This is a genomic window from Nitrospirota bacterium (assembly GCA_040757335.1).
In the GTDB taxonomy this organism is placed as follows: domain Bacteria; phylum Nitrospirota; class Nitrospiria; order 2-01-FULL-66-17; family 2-01-FULL-66-17; genus JBFLXB01.
In genome coordinates, this window is sequence record JBFLXB010000011.1 from 41,330 (window position 1) to 58,475 (window position 17,146).

Sequence of the window (17,146 nt, forward strand, 5' to 3'; positions counted from 1 at the left end):
GCTCAGACCACCAGCAGGCACTTCAGCTTGAAGTTGTACACGGGAATTCCCCCCTCGCTGACTTGCCGGGACTCGATCAACTGAATCTCTTTGATATGGTTCGACGCTTTGAGATTATTGATGTATTCGACGATCTCCGCGTTGGTCACAGCCCGTCCTTCCAGATCCACCTTGCCGCCCTGTTCGGTGAGCGAGGTCAACCACACACGGTCGGGCAGATGTCGGCTCAATTCATCGAGGAGCCGAACCGGCCCGGTCTGGTTTTTCCGAAGTTGTTCGATGATCCCGATTTTCTCTTCATAATCCTTTTTGTTCTTCTCGTAATTCTCGACTTCTTTGACCTTCGCCTTCAGGGCGTTGAGTTCTTCGTTGAGCGCCACCTTTTCCTGTTCGAGCGCGTTGACGCGGGCCACCATCGACCACCACACGAAGCCCATGCCTCCGATCAATAGCAGGGCCACCGCGACAACACTGACCAACCCGCCCGGCCCCTTGCCGGTGCGGCGAGCCCGCTTCGGACGCTCGACCCCGAGGAGATTGACCTTGATCATCGGTCACCCGCCCGCCGGGTCGCGAGGCCAACCACCACGGAGGCCTGCGGGCCCACTTCGGCGATCAAATCGGGGTCCACCGTCTTCGGGTTGACCTTGATGTGACGAAACGGATCCATCAGCTCAACCGGGACACCCAGCCGTTCCGAAAGGAACGGGGCCAAGCCGCTGAGCTTCGCGGTCCCGCCGCTCAAGAGGACCCGATCGATGGTCTCTTGGGTCGAGGTGGAACGGAAATAGTCGAACGAGCGGCCGATCTCTGCGGCGAGTTCACCGTTCATGGTGGTGATCACCTCGGCCAAGGCGTCCGGATTGATCCCGTCGACGGATTCGCCGCGTTTGGCCCGCTCCGCGGCGTCGTAACTGACGTTGAGGTCGCGCTGTATCGTCTCGGTGTATCGGTTTCCGCCGGTGGAGATGTCGCGGGTAAACGAGAAATTTCCCCCTTTGACGATGTGGATGTTCATCACACTGGCCCCGATGTTGACCAACGCGACGACTTCCGAGCCGGCGGACCCGTACGCCTCGCCATACACGTTTTCCAACGTGAACGCGTCGACGTCCACGACCACGGGATTCAATGCGGCCTCGGTGACCAAGGAGGTATACTCCGCGAGCCGATCCTTCTTCACCGCCGCGAGGATCACGGTCATCGTGTCCTTACCGTCGGTGGCGTCGGCGGTCGGCAGGATATGAAAGTCGAGGTTGACGTCGTTGACGTCGAACGGAATGTACTGTTCCGCCTCCCACTTGATCGACTCCTCCAGTTCCTCCTCGGTCATCGGCGGCACGTTGATCTTCTTGACGATCACCGAGTGCCCGGACACCGAGATCACCACATCCTTGGCCTTCACCGCCTGCTCGCGGAGCAGGTCTTTGAGCGCGTCAATCACGCGCCCGGCATCCATCACCGCGCCATCCACGATGAGTTCGGGATCGATCGTCTTGATCCCGAATTTTTCCAGAACGTACCCCTTCTTCGTCGATTTGAGCTGAAGGAGCTTGATGGCGCTGGATCCGATATCGAGTCCGATCACCGGTTGTACGCGCTGAAGGAACATAGTGTTGTGGCCCCTATCGTTCGCGACGGTCGGTCCGTCGCTTGATTAGGCGTTCGATCTCCCGACGATTCTTATCCGAATACAGCCGCCAGTTGCGCCAGTCCCGGCCCACTCCGCTGATGAGCCCCTGGCGCTCCCACCGGAACAGCGTGGCCTTGGAGATATCGAACGTGTCACAAATCTCTTGCGCCTTATACGATCGCTTGCGGCTCTGAGGCATTGGGCACGGGGCTCACCGGCAATCCGCTCTGGGATCTTCCTGGAAACGGCAGTAAGTATACTTAGTATGGTCATCCTGTCAAGGAGATTTCGAGGACCGGGGTGCGGAGGCCGGAAGCGCCGAGGGCCTGTTGAGGCCCTGCTCGGGTCTCATGACGGGAGAGGCCGTTCCGTGCATCCTCGCAAACACGGCCCAGTCGAAGGGTTTGGGCGCGACGGCGTGCAGCGGGATCGCGTCGACCTGGCCCTCTCCTGGCGAAGCGGCCAGACACCCGACGATGGCCGCAGGGTCCTCCACCAATCGCCGCACCGTTTCGTACGCCAGGAACTGGGCGAGCGCCTTGTCTTCCGGAACAGGCGGCGCGCCACGCAGCGTGTGTCCCAAGATCGTGGCTTTGGTCGCAACACTGAGGGGATATCGCTCCGACGTCACTTGGAGCTGCGGCCACTCGGCGATGGTTCGAGCGACGTAGTCGACCAAACCCTGCACCCCGCCGTCCGGGTGATGGCGGTGCGGCGTGCGCTCGGCCACCACGAAGAGATGACTCTTGTTGGGCACACCGAGACTGCGACGTAGCGTGCCCAGGATCACGTCGTCGATATACGCATCGGGCTCCGGATGCTCGTTGACCAGAATGCCTTCGGCCCGCGCCTGATACGCACAAGTCAGCGCCAAGTGCCCGGCTCCCGCACCCATCACCTCCACGAAGAAGATGCTGCCCATGGCGGCGCTGGTCGCCTTGAGCGACTCGAGGGATTGATTGGCCAGCGCGACCGCGGAGTGAAACCCCAGCGACGTGGTGCGGGCCAGGTTATTGTCGATGGTGCCGGGCATCCCGACCACCTGAACCCCGAACCCTTCGAACAACGCCCGCGCGCCGCGCAGGCTCCCATCGCCGCCGATCACGACCAACGCGCCGTCCTTCACGAACGGCTCCAGGTGCGCCATCGCGACGCGTTGTACCCGCTCGTCTTTGAACTCTTCGAAGCGGCTGCTCCCGATCGGGCTGCTCGCGTGGCTGGCCAACCCGCGCGTGGCCTGTTCGGTGACGGGCTCGATCCAGTTGTTCGCCAATCCCAAAAACCCGTGGCGGACGAACCGCACCGCCAGCCCGTACTCATCGCCGCTCGCTCGCAGCTCCTTAAGCGCCGCGCCGGCTCCGGCAAAGTCCCCGCCCGACACCAGCGCGACCAGTTGTTTGATCCGGCCCGGCGCCAGCGTGACGCGGTCGCGGCGTTCGCGCTCCACGGTCGCCCACACATCGCGCGCCGCCCGTTCGTGGGCGGAGAGACCGACCGCGGTCGAGTAACCCGACAACTCGCCATGCTCGCAGGTCAGCAACACGACATTGTCCTGTCCCTCCTTGTACTCGCCGAACTCGGCGAAGGCCTCGCGAAACGGGCGGGGGTCGAGATAGGTGATCAACGCGCGCAGCGTAGAGCTGTGGGTATACAGGCAGGCCACGCCCCCCTGGTGCGCGAGGCCGAGGCGATGAATGCCGTCGATCACGTCCAGGTACAGATCGAAGAACGAGTGACCGCCGGGATAGCTATACAACGGATGTTTGATCAGTCGTTTGGCAATTTTCACCTCCACCCCCAATGCCCGCGCCGCCTCTTCGACCTCCACGGCTTTTTCCACGCCCGTCGCCCATCCGAAATCCTGCGATTCCAACGAGGCATCCACGCTCGCCACGTCCTTGGTCTGTGGACCCAGGACGGCCCGGACCCGCTCGAACAGTTGGGTGGTGTTGGGACTCGAGCTCACGTAGTGGACAAAGGTCGCGGGATCGAGGTAATTGGGGAGCCGCAGGAAGTCCAGCTGCCGGCCGACCACACCCAGCATTTGGGCCATGGCTCGGCCCACCGCGTCCGCCTTCAACAGGCCCCGGTCCGGGTCCAAGGTGTTGGCGAGCCTCCTTCCCACGCGGTATGTGCCGCTCTCCACCCGCGACACGCCGTGGCGCAGCGCAAACAGGAGCGCACGATCGGCCAGGTCCCGCGGCAACAACCAGAAGCGATCCTCACCCAAGTCCAACACGATGCGCTCGCCGATCAACTGCGGGGTGAGCTGCGCGCGGGGGACGATGGCCACCGGACGGCGGCGAAGGGGTTTCGTGGTCCTGCCGATCGGCGCACGCAGCAGCGGCGACAGGGCGCCCTCGGCCAGCGCGCGATTCCAAGCCGCGTAGAAGACCAAGGGATCGTCCCCACACGCGGTTTCGATCAGTGCCTCCCGCGCCGCTCGATAGGAGGCGGCGTCTGGCGTTCCGGTCTTGAGACGGTCCACGAACTCCTTCACCGCGCCGACCGCTGTGCTGGCCCGCGCCACACGATCGGTGGCAACCGGAGGCGCCTCAGGCCGAGTCACTCCGTCCACGGTAGATTCCCGGCGGGCCAAGGCTTCGCCGTATGCCACGAGTCCCTCGATGGTCACGAAGTTCAGGTCGTCAGTCATCGATGCCACCTACTCGTTCGTGTGACTCCGATTCGCAAGAGATCCCGTCAGACCGACTTCACCAACGCGACGACGGTGTGCAGTCCCGAGGTTCCGCGCGGGTACGCCCGTGCGGCGGTCTCCACCTGGCGCGTCCCGTCCCGCCCCTCCGCCCGCACCACCAGCGTATGAGCGCCGGGAGACGGCACGCGCCACTCGTAGGTCCAGTGAGTCCAGGCATAGGGCGGCGACGGTGACAGCGTCGCGTCATGCCATGTCAGGCCGTTGTCCGCACTCACCTCCACGCGCCTGATCCCGTGCAGCCCCCCGAACGCGATGCCGCGGATCTCCTGGGTTGCGCCGGTCACCACCTGATAGTGTCCCGGTCGGTCGATACGGGACGTGACCGGGATCAGGCCCTCGTCGGTCCAGCCGCGTTCCTGCCAATACCCCTTGTGGTCGCGCTCGGCCACCTCGATCTCAGTCAACCATTTCACGTTCTTGATCCCGAAGATGCCCGGTACCACCGCCCGCAGGGGGTAGCCGTGGTCTCGCGGCAACGACACCCCGTTCATCGAGTGCGCCAACAACACGTCGCCGCGCAGGGCGCGCTCGAAGGTGATGCTGTCGTGGTAACCGTCCGCGCCTCGAAACACCACGTCAACGGCCGTGTCCAGTGGCCTGGCCTCTTCGAGCAGATGCGCCAACGGAAAACCGGCCCAGAGCGCGTTGCTGATCAAGCTCCCTCCCGGTTCATTGTCGATACACTGCAGGGTGACCACCTGGTCGACCGAGCGCTGTTCGAGCACGTCGGCGTATCGCAGGGTCCGGGGTCGCTCCACCGCGCCGTGGAGCGCGAGCGCCCAGTCCGCCACACGAATCGTTGAACCCAGTTCCAGGGAGTGGTCGCTGTAGTTGACGCGATAGAACTGATCGTTCGGCGTGAGAAACGGCGTCTCGCGAGGCGGCACCGAAAACAGCCGGCCCCAAAAAAACACCCCGGCTTCAACGGGGCTCGTCACGCTCACCACGGCCCCTGCCGCGGTCGCCGCCAGCAGACGGCGCCGGCTGAACGGGCGCGACATTCGAAGGATCATGAACCGTCCTGCACGCCCGGCCGGACGCTGACAAGTGTCCGCGTCGGGCTCCGTGGGGTGTTTATAAAATGCCCGCCACGCGCTGCGCCCATCGCACGTAGCCCACGATCTTCGCGACGTCTTCGTCGGATACGCCGGGCACGGGCGGCATGTTGCCGAACCCCCAATGATGAGCCGTGACCCCGCGATTCACGGCCAACAAAAACGCCTGGTCGCCGTGATGGCCGGGCTCATAGATCTTCGACAGAAACGAGGGGCCGCGTCCCGTGCCTGCAGCGTGAACGCCGTGGCAACGCGCGCAATGCGTGTCGAATAGGCGTTTACCGTCGGTGTGTTCAGCGGGCACGTCTGCTGCGGCCACCTGCGCGGCAACGGGGTTACTCGATGCCCCGCCTTCACACGCGGACAGTCCCAGGGCGCCGGCCATTGCCCCGGCCGTAAACAGCCGTCGTACTCCGTCACGCCAACGGAACCACCTCGTCCGCCGGCAGGCCGTGGGGATGCGGTCCCACACCATCGTCACCTCCCTGTGCACCACGGGATGATAGTCGCGCACGCGCCGAAACGCAAACCACTCACCCCTGCAGCGCCATCAGTTCGCCAAACACCCGAGACAGGGCTCCGAGCTCCCGCGCGTGCGACCAGAGCAATGCCGGTGAGAGCCGGGGGTTGACGTGCGTGAACATGGCGGTGAGCACCAGCCGCGACGCCGGAAACTGTCGATGCAACAGGACGCTGCCGACGCACGGCAGGATATGGTCGTACACGCTGTGCAGGATGACGAGCCGACTGCGCAGCCGCTCAGCGGGTTCTCGCACCGAGAGTTCCGCGATCGTGTTCCTGAACTCGCGGAGGATTCGTTCCCATTGCTCGGGCGCGCGATCCGGATGAAACGCTCGCATCGCCGCCACGCAGGCTTGGCCCGCGGGCGACAGCGCGGTAATGCTGGCGTCGATCTCCCCCCACGGTTCCCACGGCCGTCGTCGGCCGATCGCCAGCGTGACCTCGCGGATGCGATCCCGCTCAGCGGGCGGCGGATCGAAGTGATCGACCACCGCCCGCAGCACGAGAGACCGTCCGTAGGGATCAACGGGCACGGCGATCCCGTCGCTGCGATACACGTCCTGAAACACCGCCCGCATCAGCTCCCCAAAATCAGCGTAGCCGCCGAATACGCCGAGAAACTCCGGTGGAGCGCTCAAATCGGGTCGCAAGGCAGCCTTGAGGCTCAGCGTACCCACATAACTCAAACCGATCAGGGCCAACGGTCGTGGCCCACACCAGGCGGACGATTGTCTCACATGACTGACCAACCCGACGATCTGGTCGATCGTGGTGGGCGTGAACTCCAGCGCCCGCACCGCAGGGTAATCAGGAGTCAGGACCAGGAACCCGGTTTCCGCCAGCGCGGTGGCGAAGTTGATGAGACGCGGATCGTCGATGGATTCCGGAACGAACCCGCCGTTCAACACGATCGTCGCGGAGTGGACCGGAGGCTGGTACAGCCGGACCTGAAGCAGCCCCCCAGTGACCGGCACCACGCGCTCCACCACCGACACGGGGTGGGTCCACCGCTGAAACGGCGAGGGTCGGTTCGGACGCGCGATGCGCCAGAAGACGTGCCAGGTGTTGCGCGTGTTCCTCCAGGTCGACCGTTGTGCCGCCGCCATGCCGCCGCTATTTCATCCCAACCGTACGTCTAATGTAAAGCGGCCGTCGGTCGAGAATTTCCCACTGTCTGGCTTGACATTCCAAACGCCCCTTTCCTATATACTACGCGGATCGTCTTGCCGCTTCGTCCACACCAAGGAGGACCCATGAAACACCCAGAACGGCCCGGCCCCCTTCACTGGCTCCTGATCCCGATGCTGGTGGGCGGAGCGGGGTCCCTCACCGGTTGCGAAAACATGAACCGCACCCAAAAGGGGGCTGTGGCCGGCGCAGCGGTCGGGGCCGGAATGGGCGCCCTGATCGGCAAACAGAGCGGGAGTGCCACCGGCGGCGCCTTGATTGGCGGCGCGATCGGCGCCGTCTCCGGCGGACTGATCGGCAACTACATGGACCGGCAAGCCGAAGAAATGGAGAAGATGGCGGACACCAAACGCTCAGGGGACGGGATCATCGTGACCATGAGGGACAAGATCCTCTTTGACGTGGACAGCGCGAGTATCAAGCCCGCCGGGGTCAAGAGCCTTGACCAGCTGGCGTCGGTCTTGGTCAAGTACCCGAAAACCACGATCACGGTTGCAGGGCACACCGACAACACCGGACGCCCGGACTACAACCTCAAGCTCTCCGAGCGTCGGGCGAACGCGGTCAAGTTCGCTCTCGCCGACCGCGGCGTCCAGTCCAACCGGATCGCGACGATGGGGTTCGGGGCTCAGAGTCCCGTCGCTTCGAACGTTACCCCGGACGGGCGGGCGGAAAATCGCCGGGTCGAGCTGCACATCGTCCCCGACGAGGATCTTCGAAAAGAAGCGGAAGGCCAAGGCGGCTGACACCCCAGAGTTCAGCTCCTCCCGGATTCGGCGTGTTCTTGCTCCACGCTCCGCGACCGCTATGGTGGCTGGACACCTCGCCGCCTTTTCGCTACACTGACGCGGTTTCTCAACCTCAGATCAACGATTCACCGCGTCGCAAGGCGCGGGACGAGAGAATGCCGTGAAGGAGTATCCCGCTGCATGAAGATTCGGTCCGCTGGCTCGACACACGTCGGACGGGTCCGCAACTCGAACGAAGACCACTTTGGGGCGTTCGACGACCTCGCGCTCTACGTGGTCGCCGACGGGATGGGCGGCCACGCTGCGGGAGAAGTGGCCAGTCTGATGGCCGTTCAGACGGTCCGCGACGCCTTCCTGGAGGCCGCCTCCGATCGTACCCTGCCGTCGGGGCGGGAGTATGACCCCAGCCGGCGCCTGGTCTGGGCCATCGAACAAGCCAACCAACGCATTTACACCGCCGGGGTTGAAAACCAAGCCCTCGCCGGGATGGGAACGACGGTGGCGGCGGTGTGGGTGGAGAATGATGCCGCCTACGTCGCACACGTGGGTGACAGCCGGGTCTATCGCCTGCACGGCCCCGCGTTCGATCAAGTGACGGCGGACCACTCTTTGGTCAATGATTACCTCAGCCGGGGCATCATGACCCCGGACGAGGCCGCAGCCCACCCGATGAAACACGTGTTGGTCCGCGCGCTCGGCACCGCACCCACGGTCTCGGTCGATGTCCGCCGCATTCCGCTCGAAGCCGGCGATCTCTTCCTGCTCTGCTCGGATGGGTTGTCCAACGTGGTCCCGGTCGAAGAACTCGCCGCGATCCTCTCCAAACCGGACAGCGCGCACCTGAGCGCCCAATGCCAGGCGTTGATCGACGCGGCAAACCGTCACGGCGGCCTCGATAACATCACGGCCGTGTTGGTCCTCGCCGACGACGGGCCGTAGTTCCTCACCTCATCCAGGGGGATCAGTGATGTCGATGCGTGCGTGGATCCTGCTTGCACTCGTCCTGCTCGTCGTCGTGTTTGGCGGCGCGCTCCTCTCGCTCTATGTCGACGCATTGTGGTTCTCGGAGGTCGGATATCTCTTCGTATTCTCCACCAAACTGAAAACCCAGGTCACGCTCGCGGCCGTCATCGGCCTCGCCATGTTCGCCTGGCTCGCCGCCAACGTGCTCGTGGCCTCGCGCCGGCGCCTGACGCTGGTCCCGCCCCCTTGGGACGCGCTGTTGGCCGGGCGGCCGATTCGCCCGTTGCTCCTGGCTGCCGCGGCGGTCATCGCTGCCGCGCAAGGGCTACAGGCCGCGAGCCAGTGGCAGGCGTATCTGTTGTTCACCAACCCGATCGCATTCGGCCAATCCGATCCCCTGTTCGGCGAAGATGTCGGATTCTACGTCTTCACGTTGCCGTTCTTGGTGACGATCAAACAGTGGCTGTTCACCGGCGTCGTGGTGGCCGCCGCGGCGAGCGCCGTGCTGTACGTGGCGAACCAGGAAATTCGGATCGAACCGAACCGTTTCTCCATCACGCCCGCCGCCCGCCGGCATCTCCTGTGGGTGGCCGCCGCGGCCGCCCTGGTGGTCGCCTGGGGCTATCGGCTCGATCAGTACCAGTTGCTGTACGGCCGACGAGGTGTGATCTTTGGGGCCGGGTACGCCGACATCCACGCCCGACTCCCGGCCCTGTACGTGATGGTCGTGGTCGCGGTCGCCGCGGCCGCGGTACTGATCATCAGCGCAAACCGCCGTGGCTGGGGACTGCCGCTGGCGGCTGGCGCGGCCATCCCGGTGACGGCCCTGGTTGGTGGTTCGTTGATTCCCGACCTGCTTCACCGCTTCCAGGTCCTCCCGAACGAGATCGTGATGGAACGACCCTACATCGAACACAACATCCGGCTCACGCGCTTCGCGTACGGCCTCGACCACGTCGAAGCCAAGGAATTCCCGGCCTCCGACCAGCTGACCCCCAAGCAGGTCGCATCGAACACGCTGACGACCAACAACATTCGCCTGTGGGATCATCGCCCGCTCCTCTCCACCTATCGACAGCTCCAACAGATCCGCACCTATTACGACTTCATCGACGTGGACAACGACCGCTACGTGATCAACGGAGAGCTTCGGCAGGTCATGATCTCCCCCCGCGAACTCTCGTATCGGAACCTGCCCAGTCGGATCTGGATCAACGAACACCTCACATACACTCACGGGTACGGCGTGACGCTCGGGCCCGTGAACCGCGTCACGCAGGAAGGGCTTCCGGAGTTCTTCATCAAGAACATCCCGCCCGCTTCGTCGACCACCATCAAGGTGACCCGTCCCGAGCTGTACTACGGCGAACTGCCGAACGACTACGTGTTCGTCCACACCGCGAACCCCGAGTTTGACTATCCGTCCAGCGACACGAGCCAATACACCACGTACGCGGGTACGGGCGGGATCCCGATGTCGTCGTTCGTCCGGAAGGCCGCGTTCGCCGCCTCCTTCGGGTCGATGAAGATCCTCCTGTCCGACGACATCACCGCCGAGAGCCGCATCATGATCAACCGCGCGATCCAGGATCGCGCGACCAAGTTGACTCCGTTCCTCCGGTACGACCAGGACCCGTATATCGTGATCACGGACGAGGGACGGCTGGTCTGGATCCTGGATGGGTATACGACGACGGATCGGATGCCGTATTCGACGCCGTTGCGGGGGGTGGGCAACTACATCCGTAACTCGGTGAAACTCACCATCGACGCGTACGACGGCCGGATCACCGCCTACATCAGCGCGCCCGACGATCCACTCATCCGCGCCTACGCCGCCGCGTTCCCCGGGCTCCTTCAACCGATCGACGCCATGCCCGCCGATCTGCGTGCACACCTGCGCTACCCCCAGGACCTGTTCCGGATCCAATCGCACCTATTCGCCACGTATCACATGGAGGATCCCCAAATTTTCTACAACAAGGAGGATCTCTGGGCGATCCCGCAGAAGGGCGAGCAGGACATGGAGCCGTATTACACGATCATGAAACTCCCCGGTGAAGCGCGCGAAGAGTTCATCCTCATGATCCCGTACACACCCGCCAAACGCGACAACATGGCGGCGTGGCTCGCCGCGCGGTCGGACGGCGTCCACTACGGAAAGCTGATCGTCTATTTGTTTCCCAAACAGAAGTTGGTCTATGGCCCGCGGCAAATCGAAGCGCGGATCGACCAGGACGCGTTGGTCTCTCAGCAGCTCACGCTCTGGACGCAGCGCGGGTCGCAGGCGATCCGGGGCAGCCTGCTCGTTATCCCGATTGAGGATTCGCTGTTGTACGTGGAGCCGCTGTACCTCGCGGCATCTGAGTCGGGCTCGCTGCCTGAGCTTCGACGGGTCATCGTCGCGTTCGGAAATCGCCTGTTGATGGAGCCGGATCTGGACGCGGCGCTCGCCGGCTTGTTCGGAGGTCGGGCACTGGACGTGGCCGGTCCGGCGTCGCCGCGGGAGCTCGCCGCCGGGCCCCCGGGGACCGCCGTCTCGCTCAGCCGTCAGGCCCTCGAGTACTACCGTCGGGCGCAGACCGCTCTGCGGGAAGGGCGGTGGGAGGCCTACGGCGCGGAGCTCAAGCAGCTGGAACAGGCCCTGGAAGCGCTTGCCAAGACGCCCTAGGGCCGCTATGCTTGCCGCAATGTTGCTGCCGACTCCACCGCAACGGACGCCCGCCGTTTCATCCGACGTGAACATGCCTGCGCTGATCGGGCAGAGCCCCACGATCCGTCAGTTACACGACGCCATCCGGCAGGTGTCCGACTCGCCGACGACGGTACTGATTCTGGGAGAAACCGGTACGGGCAAGGAGCTCGTGGCGAGGGTGCTGCACGATCTCAGCAGCCGGCGTGCGGGCCCGTTCGTCGCCGTCAACTGCGCGGCAATCCCCGACGACCTGATCGAGAGCGAATTGTTCGGGCACGAGCGCGGGGCCTTCACCGACGCACACGCGACGCGCCGAGGCCAATTCGAGATGGCAAACGGCGGAACCCTCTTTTTGGACGAGATCGGCGATCTGAGCCTCCGAGCTCAGGGCAATCTCTTGAGAGTCATCGAGGAGCGGATGTTTGCACGAGTGGGGGGCACCGAGCCCATTCGGGTGGACGTGCGTCTCCTTGGCGCGACCAACGTGGACTTGGAACAGGCCGTGCGAAACGGAGGGTTCCGAGAAGACCTGTACCACCGATTGAACGTCGTCCCGATACAGGTCCCTCCGCTGCGCGAACGGTCCGAGGACATCCCGATGTTGGTCGAACATTTTTTGGCTCGAGCCAACCAGGAACACGGCTCCCAGAAAACCATCGCGCCCGAAGTGATGGACCGTTTAGCGGGGTATGACTGGCCGGGAAACGTCCGGGAGATGGAGAACCTCATGGCGCGCTTGGTCGCGCTCGCCGCCAACCCGGTCATTCAAGAGGACGACCTGCCCCTCAAGGTTCGAGCCCGAGCGAGAACCCGCACCCTCGCCGAGGATGTCCGGCGCGGGGCGGTCTCGTTGACCCAAGCCGTCGATGCCTTCGAGCGCGAGTTGATTCTGGACGCCCTCACACGCACCTCCCACGTGCAGGTGCGAGCGGCCAAGGCGTTGGGCATTACCCGACGCATCCTGAAGTACAAGATGGACGCGCTCGGGATTCCCGTGACCCGTCCGCGCGCCCGCCCCATCCGCCGTCAGGCGGCGTAGCAACGTTCCCGCGGCCTCCGCGCAACGTCGATTGACGCTCCCCAGGGCCTCTGTTAGACTGGCCGCGTGCTCGCTGACCCGCAGGCCAAGATCGCCGCGCTCCACGACAACATTGAGCGGGTCATCTGCGGCAAATCCGATGTCGTCACGCTCGCGATGGTCACGTTGCTCGCCCGCGGGCACCTGTTGATCGAAGACGTCCCCGGCGTCGGGAAGACCACGTTGGCCCACAGCTTTGCGCGGTCCCTGAGCTGCAGCTTCAAACGAATCCAGTTCACCAGCGACCTCCTGCCCTCCGATATCATCGGGCTCTCGGTGCTCAACCAGACCAGCCGCGAATTCGAGTTCCGGCCCGGACCGATCTTTGCCAACATCGTGCTGGCCGATGAAATCAATCGAACCACGCCCAAGACTCAAAGCAGCCTGTTGGAGGCGATGAACGACGCCCAGGTGTCGGTGGACAGCCACACCCACCCGCTGCCGCGGCCCTTCATGGTGATCGCCACACAAAACCCCGTCGAATACCACGGAACCTATCCGTTGCCCGAATCGCAACTCGACCGGTTCATGATCCGCGCGCACATGGGGTACCCCGACGTCGAGGACGAGAAACGCATCATCACGGCGAAACACTTGGTGGGTCGCGCGGAGGAGATCTCGCCGGTGCTCGGCGCGGACGACGTCGTCGCTCTGCAGGAAATCACCTCTCGCGTGACCATCGACGACGGATTGGTGGACTATCTGATGGCGATCGTCTCCGCGACGCGATCGCGCCCGGACGTGGACTTGGGCGTCAGCACGCGTGGAGCGGTGTTCCTCTATCGGGCCACCCAGGCGATGGCGTTGATCGAGGGCCGAACCTACGCGCTGCCAGACGACGTGAAACGCCTCGCCGTCCCCGTGTTCGCCCACCGAATCGTGGTGAATCCTGGAGTCGAATCGTTCGACCGCCGGAATGACGACGCCAAAGACATCTTGACCGAGATCCTGGACCAAGTTCCCGTTCCGCTGTAATCGCCCGTATGGGGCGCCCGTGACCGCCACCGCTGCGTCGTTGATGCCTCGCTCCGGCCGCAAACCGGGCGCATCCTCGGCCACCCCTCGTCCGCGTCAACGGACGACCCGATCGGCCAAAGTGACGCCCACCGGCATTCGGTTCCTGCTCTTGGCGCTCGCGGTCGGGCTCGCCGCGGTCAACACCGGCAACAATATTCTCTACCTCCTGTTCGCGATGATGCTGAGTCTCATCGTCGTGGCAGGTCTCTTTTCCGAGCGCGTCCTCGCCCGCCTCGGCGCCACGCGGTCGCTGCCCCTGCGATTGTTCGCCGACACCCCCACCCCATACCAGATGGTGCTGAGCAACGGCAAACGGTTCATGCCCGCGTTTTCGCTCCGGATCCGAGAAGGACGGGGAGCGTTCCGTCTGGACGCCGCCGAGCACCGGTGTCCCCGACTCGAACCCGGCGGGGCGGTCACCATCGACTCGGTCGCCACGTTCCGAGACCGCGGCGTGCACCATCTTCCCGGAATCGAAGTCATCACCACCTTCCCCTTCGGCCTGTTCGAAAAAACGTTACGAATACCGGTCGAAACGGATCTGCTCGTCTACCCATCACTCGACTCTCTGCGACGCTCGTCCGGACGGCCGTTGATGGAGGACGGCCCGTCCGGAACGCACAGGGGCACCGCCGGAGTGTCTCACATTCGGGAGTACCGAACGGGAGATGATCCACGGTTCATCCACTGGAAACATTCGGCGCGGAGGGCGAAGCTTGTCATTCGTGAGCCCGAGCGCGAGGGAGCGCGCTCGCTCGTGCTGGTCTTCAGCAACCGACTGCCTCCGGATCCCCTGCCCATCCATCGCGCGTGGTTCGAAGATGCGGTCCGTCTGACCGCGTCGCTCGCGGATCGGGCGATCCGAGACGGTCGGGAGGTCCTGATGGCCACCTGGGATGGGACCACCCGCATGGGGCGCGGCGCGCTCCATTTGGAGCGAGTGCTCCGGACCCTGGCGACGATCGGTCCTACCACGACTCAGGCGGGCGACCGGCTGGTCGCGTGGTCAGGGGATCTCGCCCAACAGACCGTCCACCTTATCTTGGTGTGGGACGATCCGCAGTGGTCGACGATCCGGCCACGGTGCGAGCGCGTGTGGGTCGTGGCCCAAGATGTCTCCAGGGACGCGTCGTGACGCGCGCGGCTCGACGGGCGTCCCACGTCATGGCCCTCGTCGGCTTGGCCTCGCTCGCCGTGACGGGTCAGATCGGCGCGCCCTGGCTGGCCGCCGGCGCGCTCGCCGTCCTCGCCAGCGCGGCCATGGATGCGACCCGACTGTCCCTGAACGCCCAAGCGCCGTGGGCGAACCTGCTGATCCTGGCGGCGTTGGGCTTCGCAGTGGCGGATTCGCTGTGGCTCTCGCCCAGTTTGCTCCACGTCGGCGCGCATCTGCTCATCGTGCTCATGCTGACGCGACTGCGCCACCGCAATGCCCGGGAATACCTGCAGTTGGTCGTGATTGTCTTCCTTCAGATGGTCGCGGCGGCGGGACTGGCCGCCCACGGGACCTTCAACGCGGGATTCGCCGCCTACCTCCCGGTCATGGTATGGGTGCTGGTCCATTACCACCTGCTCTCGGAGGCGGAGCGCGCCGAGACCGGACCGAGCGAGCCGCCGGCAGGCCTCGCGCCTTGGACCGCCGCTGCGGCACTCACCGCGATCATCGCCGCGGGGGTCCTCTTCCTCTTTCTCCCCCGCATGGGGCTCGAGCTGTTGGGCGTCATCCCGCAGAAAGATGTCCGTTTATCCGGGTTTTCGCCCCAGGTCCGTTTGGGCGCCATCGGGCCGGTCAAGCGCGATCCCACGATCGTGATGCGTGTGGCGGGTCCGTCCGTCGGACTCGGCGGCGAACTCCTCTACCTTCGCGGCGCCGTGTTCGACACGTTTGACGGTCAGAGCTGGCTGGCCACGACCCCCGCGCGTCGGATGCTCCCGCAAGACGGCGAGGGCAGGTTTGCGCTGGGCCGAGCCGTGGGCGACGCTCCCACGATGGCGATTCGCGCCGAACCGCTCGACACCCCGGTGCTCTTTACGCCGGAACGAACCGACGCGGTGGCCGGACCGTTTGCGGCGATCCTCGTGGACGACGACGAGATCTTCAATCTTCCCTATGCCCCTGGAATCCGCCAGACCTACGAGGTCTGGCGGCGGCCCCAAGCCACCGCGTCTTCCACCGGCGCCCGAGGCGGCGAACGCTACCTGCGGCGGACTGGATCGGCGCGCATCGCCGAACTTGCCGGCCAGGTGGCGGCTTCCTCGACCACGCCCCGGGGCCGGTCCCTCGCGGTGGAACGGTTCCTCCGAACCCGTTACACCTATACCCTGGACGTCCCGGGCGGCGAGGATCGGCCGGTGGAAACGTTCCTCTTCGATCGCCGGTCGGGATATTGCGAACACTTCGCGAGCGCCATGGCGCTCATGTTGCGCGAGCTCGGCATTCCCGCCCGACTGGTGACCGGGTTTCTCGTCCAGGAATGGAACCCGTTTGGGCAGTACGCCATCGTCCGCCAAGGGGACGCCCACGCCTGGGTCGAAGCGTTCCTGCCCGAGTCGGGATGGACGCGCTTCGACCCCACGCCGCCGGCGCCGCTTGCCGACCGTCCGTGGACGGGACGGGTCGAACACTACCTCGACAGCCTGCGCACAGGATGGGATCGCTACGTGTTGGATTTCAGCCTTGGGGACCAGCATGCCGCGATCGAGCGCGCCGAAGCCGAATGGAACCTCCTCCGTACCAACGTGACCAGCGGACTCGCTTCCGTGCGCCGGCGTGTGGAACGCGTGTCGGATACCGCGTGGATCATCGGCGGACTCGTCGCCCTCTTCGCGTTGGCCGGGGTGGTCACGCGGCGGGGGGTGCGGTGGCCGACACGTCGCCCCCCGCCGTCCGACGACGCGTCGATTGCGTTCTACCAACGACTCCTGCGCCTACTGGAGCAACGCGGCGTGACAAAACCGTCGGCGGTAACCCCGCTGGAATTCGCGGTGCACCACGCATCGCGGCTGGATTACGCCACGGAGATCCGGCGCGTCACGGAGCGGTACTATGAAGTCCGGTACGGGCGCCGACGCCTGTCACCGACCGAACGCCGAGCGTTGGAAACCGATCTGGCCGTGATCGAACGGGAGGGTCGCCGCTCCTAGAAGCGCACGCGGACGAGCGCAGCCGAGACGCTCAGGTTCGGCGTTTCGCCCGGCGGCGAAGTCACGGCAGGCTCGATCGCGGGCACACGCCACGTGAGCTGCCCCCGGTCGACGTTGATCATAGCGTAGCGCGCAACCTGGGAGAGCCCGTAGATTGTTCCGGCGATCACGCCGATTCCCGCACCGGTGGTCATGTACTGGAGATGGTCGCCGGGGTCGTCGGTGAGCACCATCACCCCCGCTCCCACCAACGCGCCGATCAGCCCGCCGTAAAATCCGTCGACCAACACGTCGCCCATCTCGTTGTTCGCCGCGCGCGCCGGCTCCGGTGCCGCGACAACCAGCGCAGCCCCCAACACGAACCACCACGCGCTCATCCGAAT

At 64.8% G+C, this 17,146-nt stretch carries 15 protein-coding genes; 7 read left to right on the forward strand and 8 right to left on the reverse strand.

From position 1 onward, the window contains the following. Positions 1–2: 2 nt before the first annotated feature. The 7 genes from AB1451_07905 to AB1451_07935 all read right to left on the reverse strand — a co-directional run bounded on the left by AB1451_07905 (position 3) and on the right by AB1451_07935 (position 7,035). Entirely contained in the window at positions 3–551 is a 549-nt protein-coding gene (locus AB1451_07905) for a PilN domain-containing protein (GenBank protein ID MEW6682832.1), read from the reverse strand. After that, positions 548–1,588, reverse strand: coding sequence for a type IV pilus assembly protein PilM (pilM, locus tag AB1451_07910; protein ID MEW6682833.1), 1,041 nt, complete (start codon positions 1,586–1,588; stop codon positions 548–550). Before pilM ends, AB1451_07905 begins: the two co-directional genes overlap by 4 nt. Before the next feature lie 37 nt (positions 1,589–1,625). Beyond that, the gene (locus AB1451_07915) at positions 1,626–1,832 is read right to left on the reverse strand and encodes a MerR family transcriptional regulator (GenBank protein MEW6682834.1); all 207 of its coding nucleotides are present in this window, start codon (positions 1,830–1,832) and stop codon (positions 1,626–1,628) included. A gap of 78 nt (positions 1,833–1,910) precedes the next feature. Further along, positions 1,911–4,289: a 6-phosphofructokinase gene (locus AB1451_07920; protein MEW6682835.1), complete on the reverse strand. Its 2,379-nt coding sequence runs from the start codon at positions 4,287–4,289 to the stop codon at positions 1,911–1,913. Between the two features lie 47 nt (positions 4,290–4,336). Beyond that, a complete protein-coding gene (locus AB1451_07925) occupies positions 4,337–5,365 on the reverse strand; it encodes a molybdopterin-dependent oxidoreductase (protein ID MEW6682836.1) in 1,029 nt (342 codons plus the stop codon). A 61-nt stretch (positions 5,366–5,426) separates the two neighbouring features. Further along, a complete protein-coding gene (locus AB1451_07930) occupies positions 5,427–5,882 on the reverse strand; it encodes a cytochrome c (protein MEW6682837.1) in 456 nt (151 codons plus the stop codon). A gap of 58 nt (positions 5,883–5,940) precedes the next feature. After that, complete coding sequence (locus tag AB1451_07935) at positions 5,941–7,035, reverse strand: hypothetical protein (protein ID MEW6682838.1); 1,095 nt, start codon at positions 7,033–7,035, stop codon at positions 5,941–5,943. A 147-nt stretch (positions 7,036–7,182) separates the two neighbouring features. Between AB1451_07935 and AB1451_07940 the strand changes: the two genes are divergently transcribed. From AB1451_07940 to AB1451_07970, 7 genes are all read left to right on the forward strand, one after another. Next, positions 7,183–7,863, forward strand: coding sequence for an OmpA family protein (locus AB1451_07940; GenBank protein ID MEW6682839.1), 681 nt, complete (start codon positions 7,183–7,185; stop codon positions 7,861–7,863). Between the two features lie 183 nt (positions 7,864–8,046). Continuing rightward, the gene (locus tag AB1451_07945; GenBank protein ID MEW6682840.1) at positions 8,047–8,805 is read left to right on the forward strand and encodes a Stp1/IreP family PP2C-type Ser/Thr phosphatase; all 759 of its coding nucleotides are present in this window, start codon (positions 8,047–8,049) and stop codon (positions 8,803–8,805) included. 28 nt (positions 8,806–8,833) lie between these two features. Further along, positions 8,834–11,500, forward strand: a complete 2,667-nt coding sequence (locus AB1451_07950; protein MEW6682841.1) for a UPF0182 family protein — start codon at positions 8,834–8,836, stop codon at positions 11,498–11,500. 73 nt (positions 11,501–11,573) lie between these two features. Continuing rightward, complete coding sequence (locus AB1451_07955; GenBank protein ID MEW6682842.1) at positions 11,574–12,563, forward strand: sigma-54 dependent transcriptional regulator; 990 nt, start codon at positions 11,574–11,576, stop codon at positions 12,561–12,563. A gap of 66 nt (positions 12,564–12,629) precedes the next feature. Then, a complete protein-coding gene (locus AB1451_07960; GenBank protein ID MEW6682843.1) occupies positions 12,630–13,577 on the forward strand; it encodes a MoxR family ATPase in 948 nt (315 codons plus the stop codon). Positions 13,578–13,596: 19 nt separating this feature from the next. Then, entirely contained in the window at positions 13,597–14,754 is a 1,158-nt protein-coding gene (locus AB1451_07965) for a DUF58 domain-containing protein (GenBank protein ID MEW6682844.1), read from the forward strand. Then, positions 14,751–16,763 carry a DUF3488 and transglutaminase-like domain-containing protein gene (locus AB1451_07970; GenBank protein MEW6682845.1) on the forward strand — a complete coding sequence of 671 codons (2,013 nt, stop codon included), beginning with the start codon at positions 14,751–14,753 and terminating at the stop codon, positions 16,761–16,763. Before AB1451_07965 ends, AB1451_07970 begins: the two co-directional genes overlap by 4 nt. On the opposite strand, the gene AB1451_07975 is transcribed toward AB1451_07970, so the two are convergent. After that, positions 16,760–17,140 (reverse strand): hypothetical protein, encoded by a 381-nt coding sequence (locus AB1451_07975; GenBank protein MEW6682846.1) that lies wholly within the window; start codon positions 17,138–17,140, stop codon positions 16,760–16,762. The genes AB1451_07970 and AB1451_07975 overlap by 4 nt on opposite strands. Positions 17,141–17,146 lie beyond the last annotated feature (6 nt).

What these genes read in the sequence shown, in the direction of transcription:
- AB1451_07905 (MEW6682832.1), bottom strand. Translation starts at nt 551, where the DNA reads ATGATCAAGGTCAATCTCCTCGGGGTCGAGCGTCCGAAGCGGGCTCGC.
- AB1451_07915 (MEW6682834.1), bottom strand. Translation starts at nt 1,832, where the DNA reads ATGCCTCAGAGCCGCAAGCGATCGTATAAGGCGCAAGAGATTTGTGAC.
- AB1451_07920 (MEW6682835.1), bottom strand. Translation starts at nt 4,289, where the DNA reads ATGACTGACGACCTGAACTTCGTGACCATCGAGGGACTCGTGGCATAC.
- AB1451_07925 (MEW6682836.1), bottom strand. Translation starts at nt 5,365, where the DNA reads ATGATCCTTCGAATGTCGCGCCCGTTCAGCCGGCGCCGTCTGCTGGCG.
- AB1451_07930 (MEW6682837.1), bottom strand. Translation starts at nt 5,882, where the DNA reads ATGGTGTGGGACCGCATCCCCACGGCCTGCCGGCGGACGAGGTGGTTC.
- AB1451_07935 (MEW6682838.1), bottom strand. Translation starts at nt 7,035, where the DNA reads ATGGCGGCGGCACAACGGTCGACCTGGAGGAACACGCGCAACACCTGG.
- AB1451_07940 (MEW6682839.1), top strand. Translation starts at nt 7,183, where the DNA reads ATGAAACACCCAGAACGGCCCGGCCCCCTTCACTGGCTCCTGATCCCG.
- AB1451_07945 (MEW6682840.1), top strand. Translation starts at nt 8,047, where the DNA reads ATGAAGATTCGGTCCGCTGGCTCGACACACGTCGGACGGGTCCGCAAC.
- AB1451_07950 (MEW6682841.1), top strand. Translation starts at nt 8,834, where the DNA reads ATGTCGATGCGTGCGTGGATCCTGCTTGCACTCGTCCTGCTCGTCGTC.
- AB1451_07955 (MEW6682842.1), top strand. Translation starts at nt 11,574, where the DNA reads ATGCCTGCGCTGATCGGGCAGAGCCCCACGATCCGTCAGTTACACGAC.
- AB1451_07975 (MEW6682846.1), bottom strand. Translation starts at nt 17,140, where the DNA reads ATGAGCGCGTGGTGGTTCGTGTTGGGGGCTGCGCTGGTTGTCGCGGCA.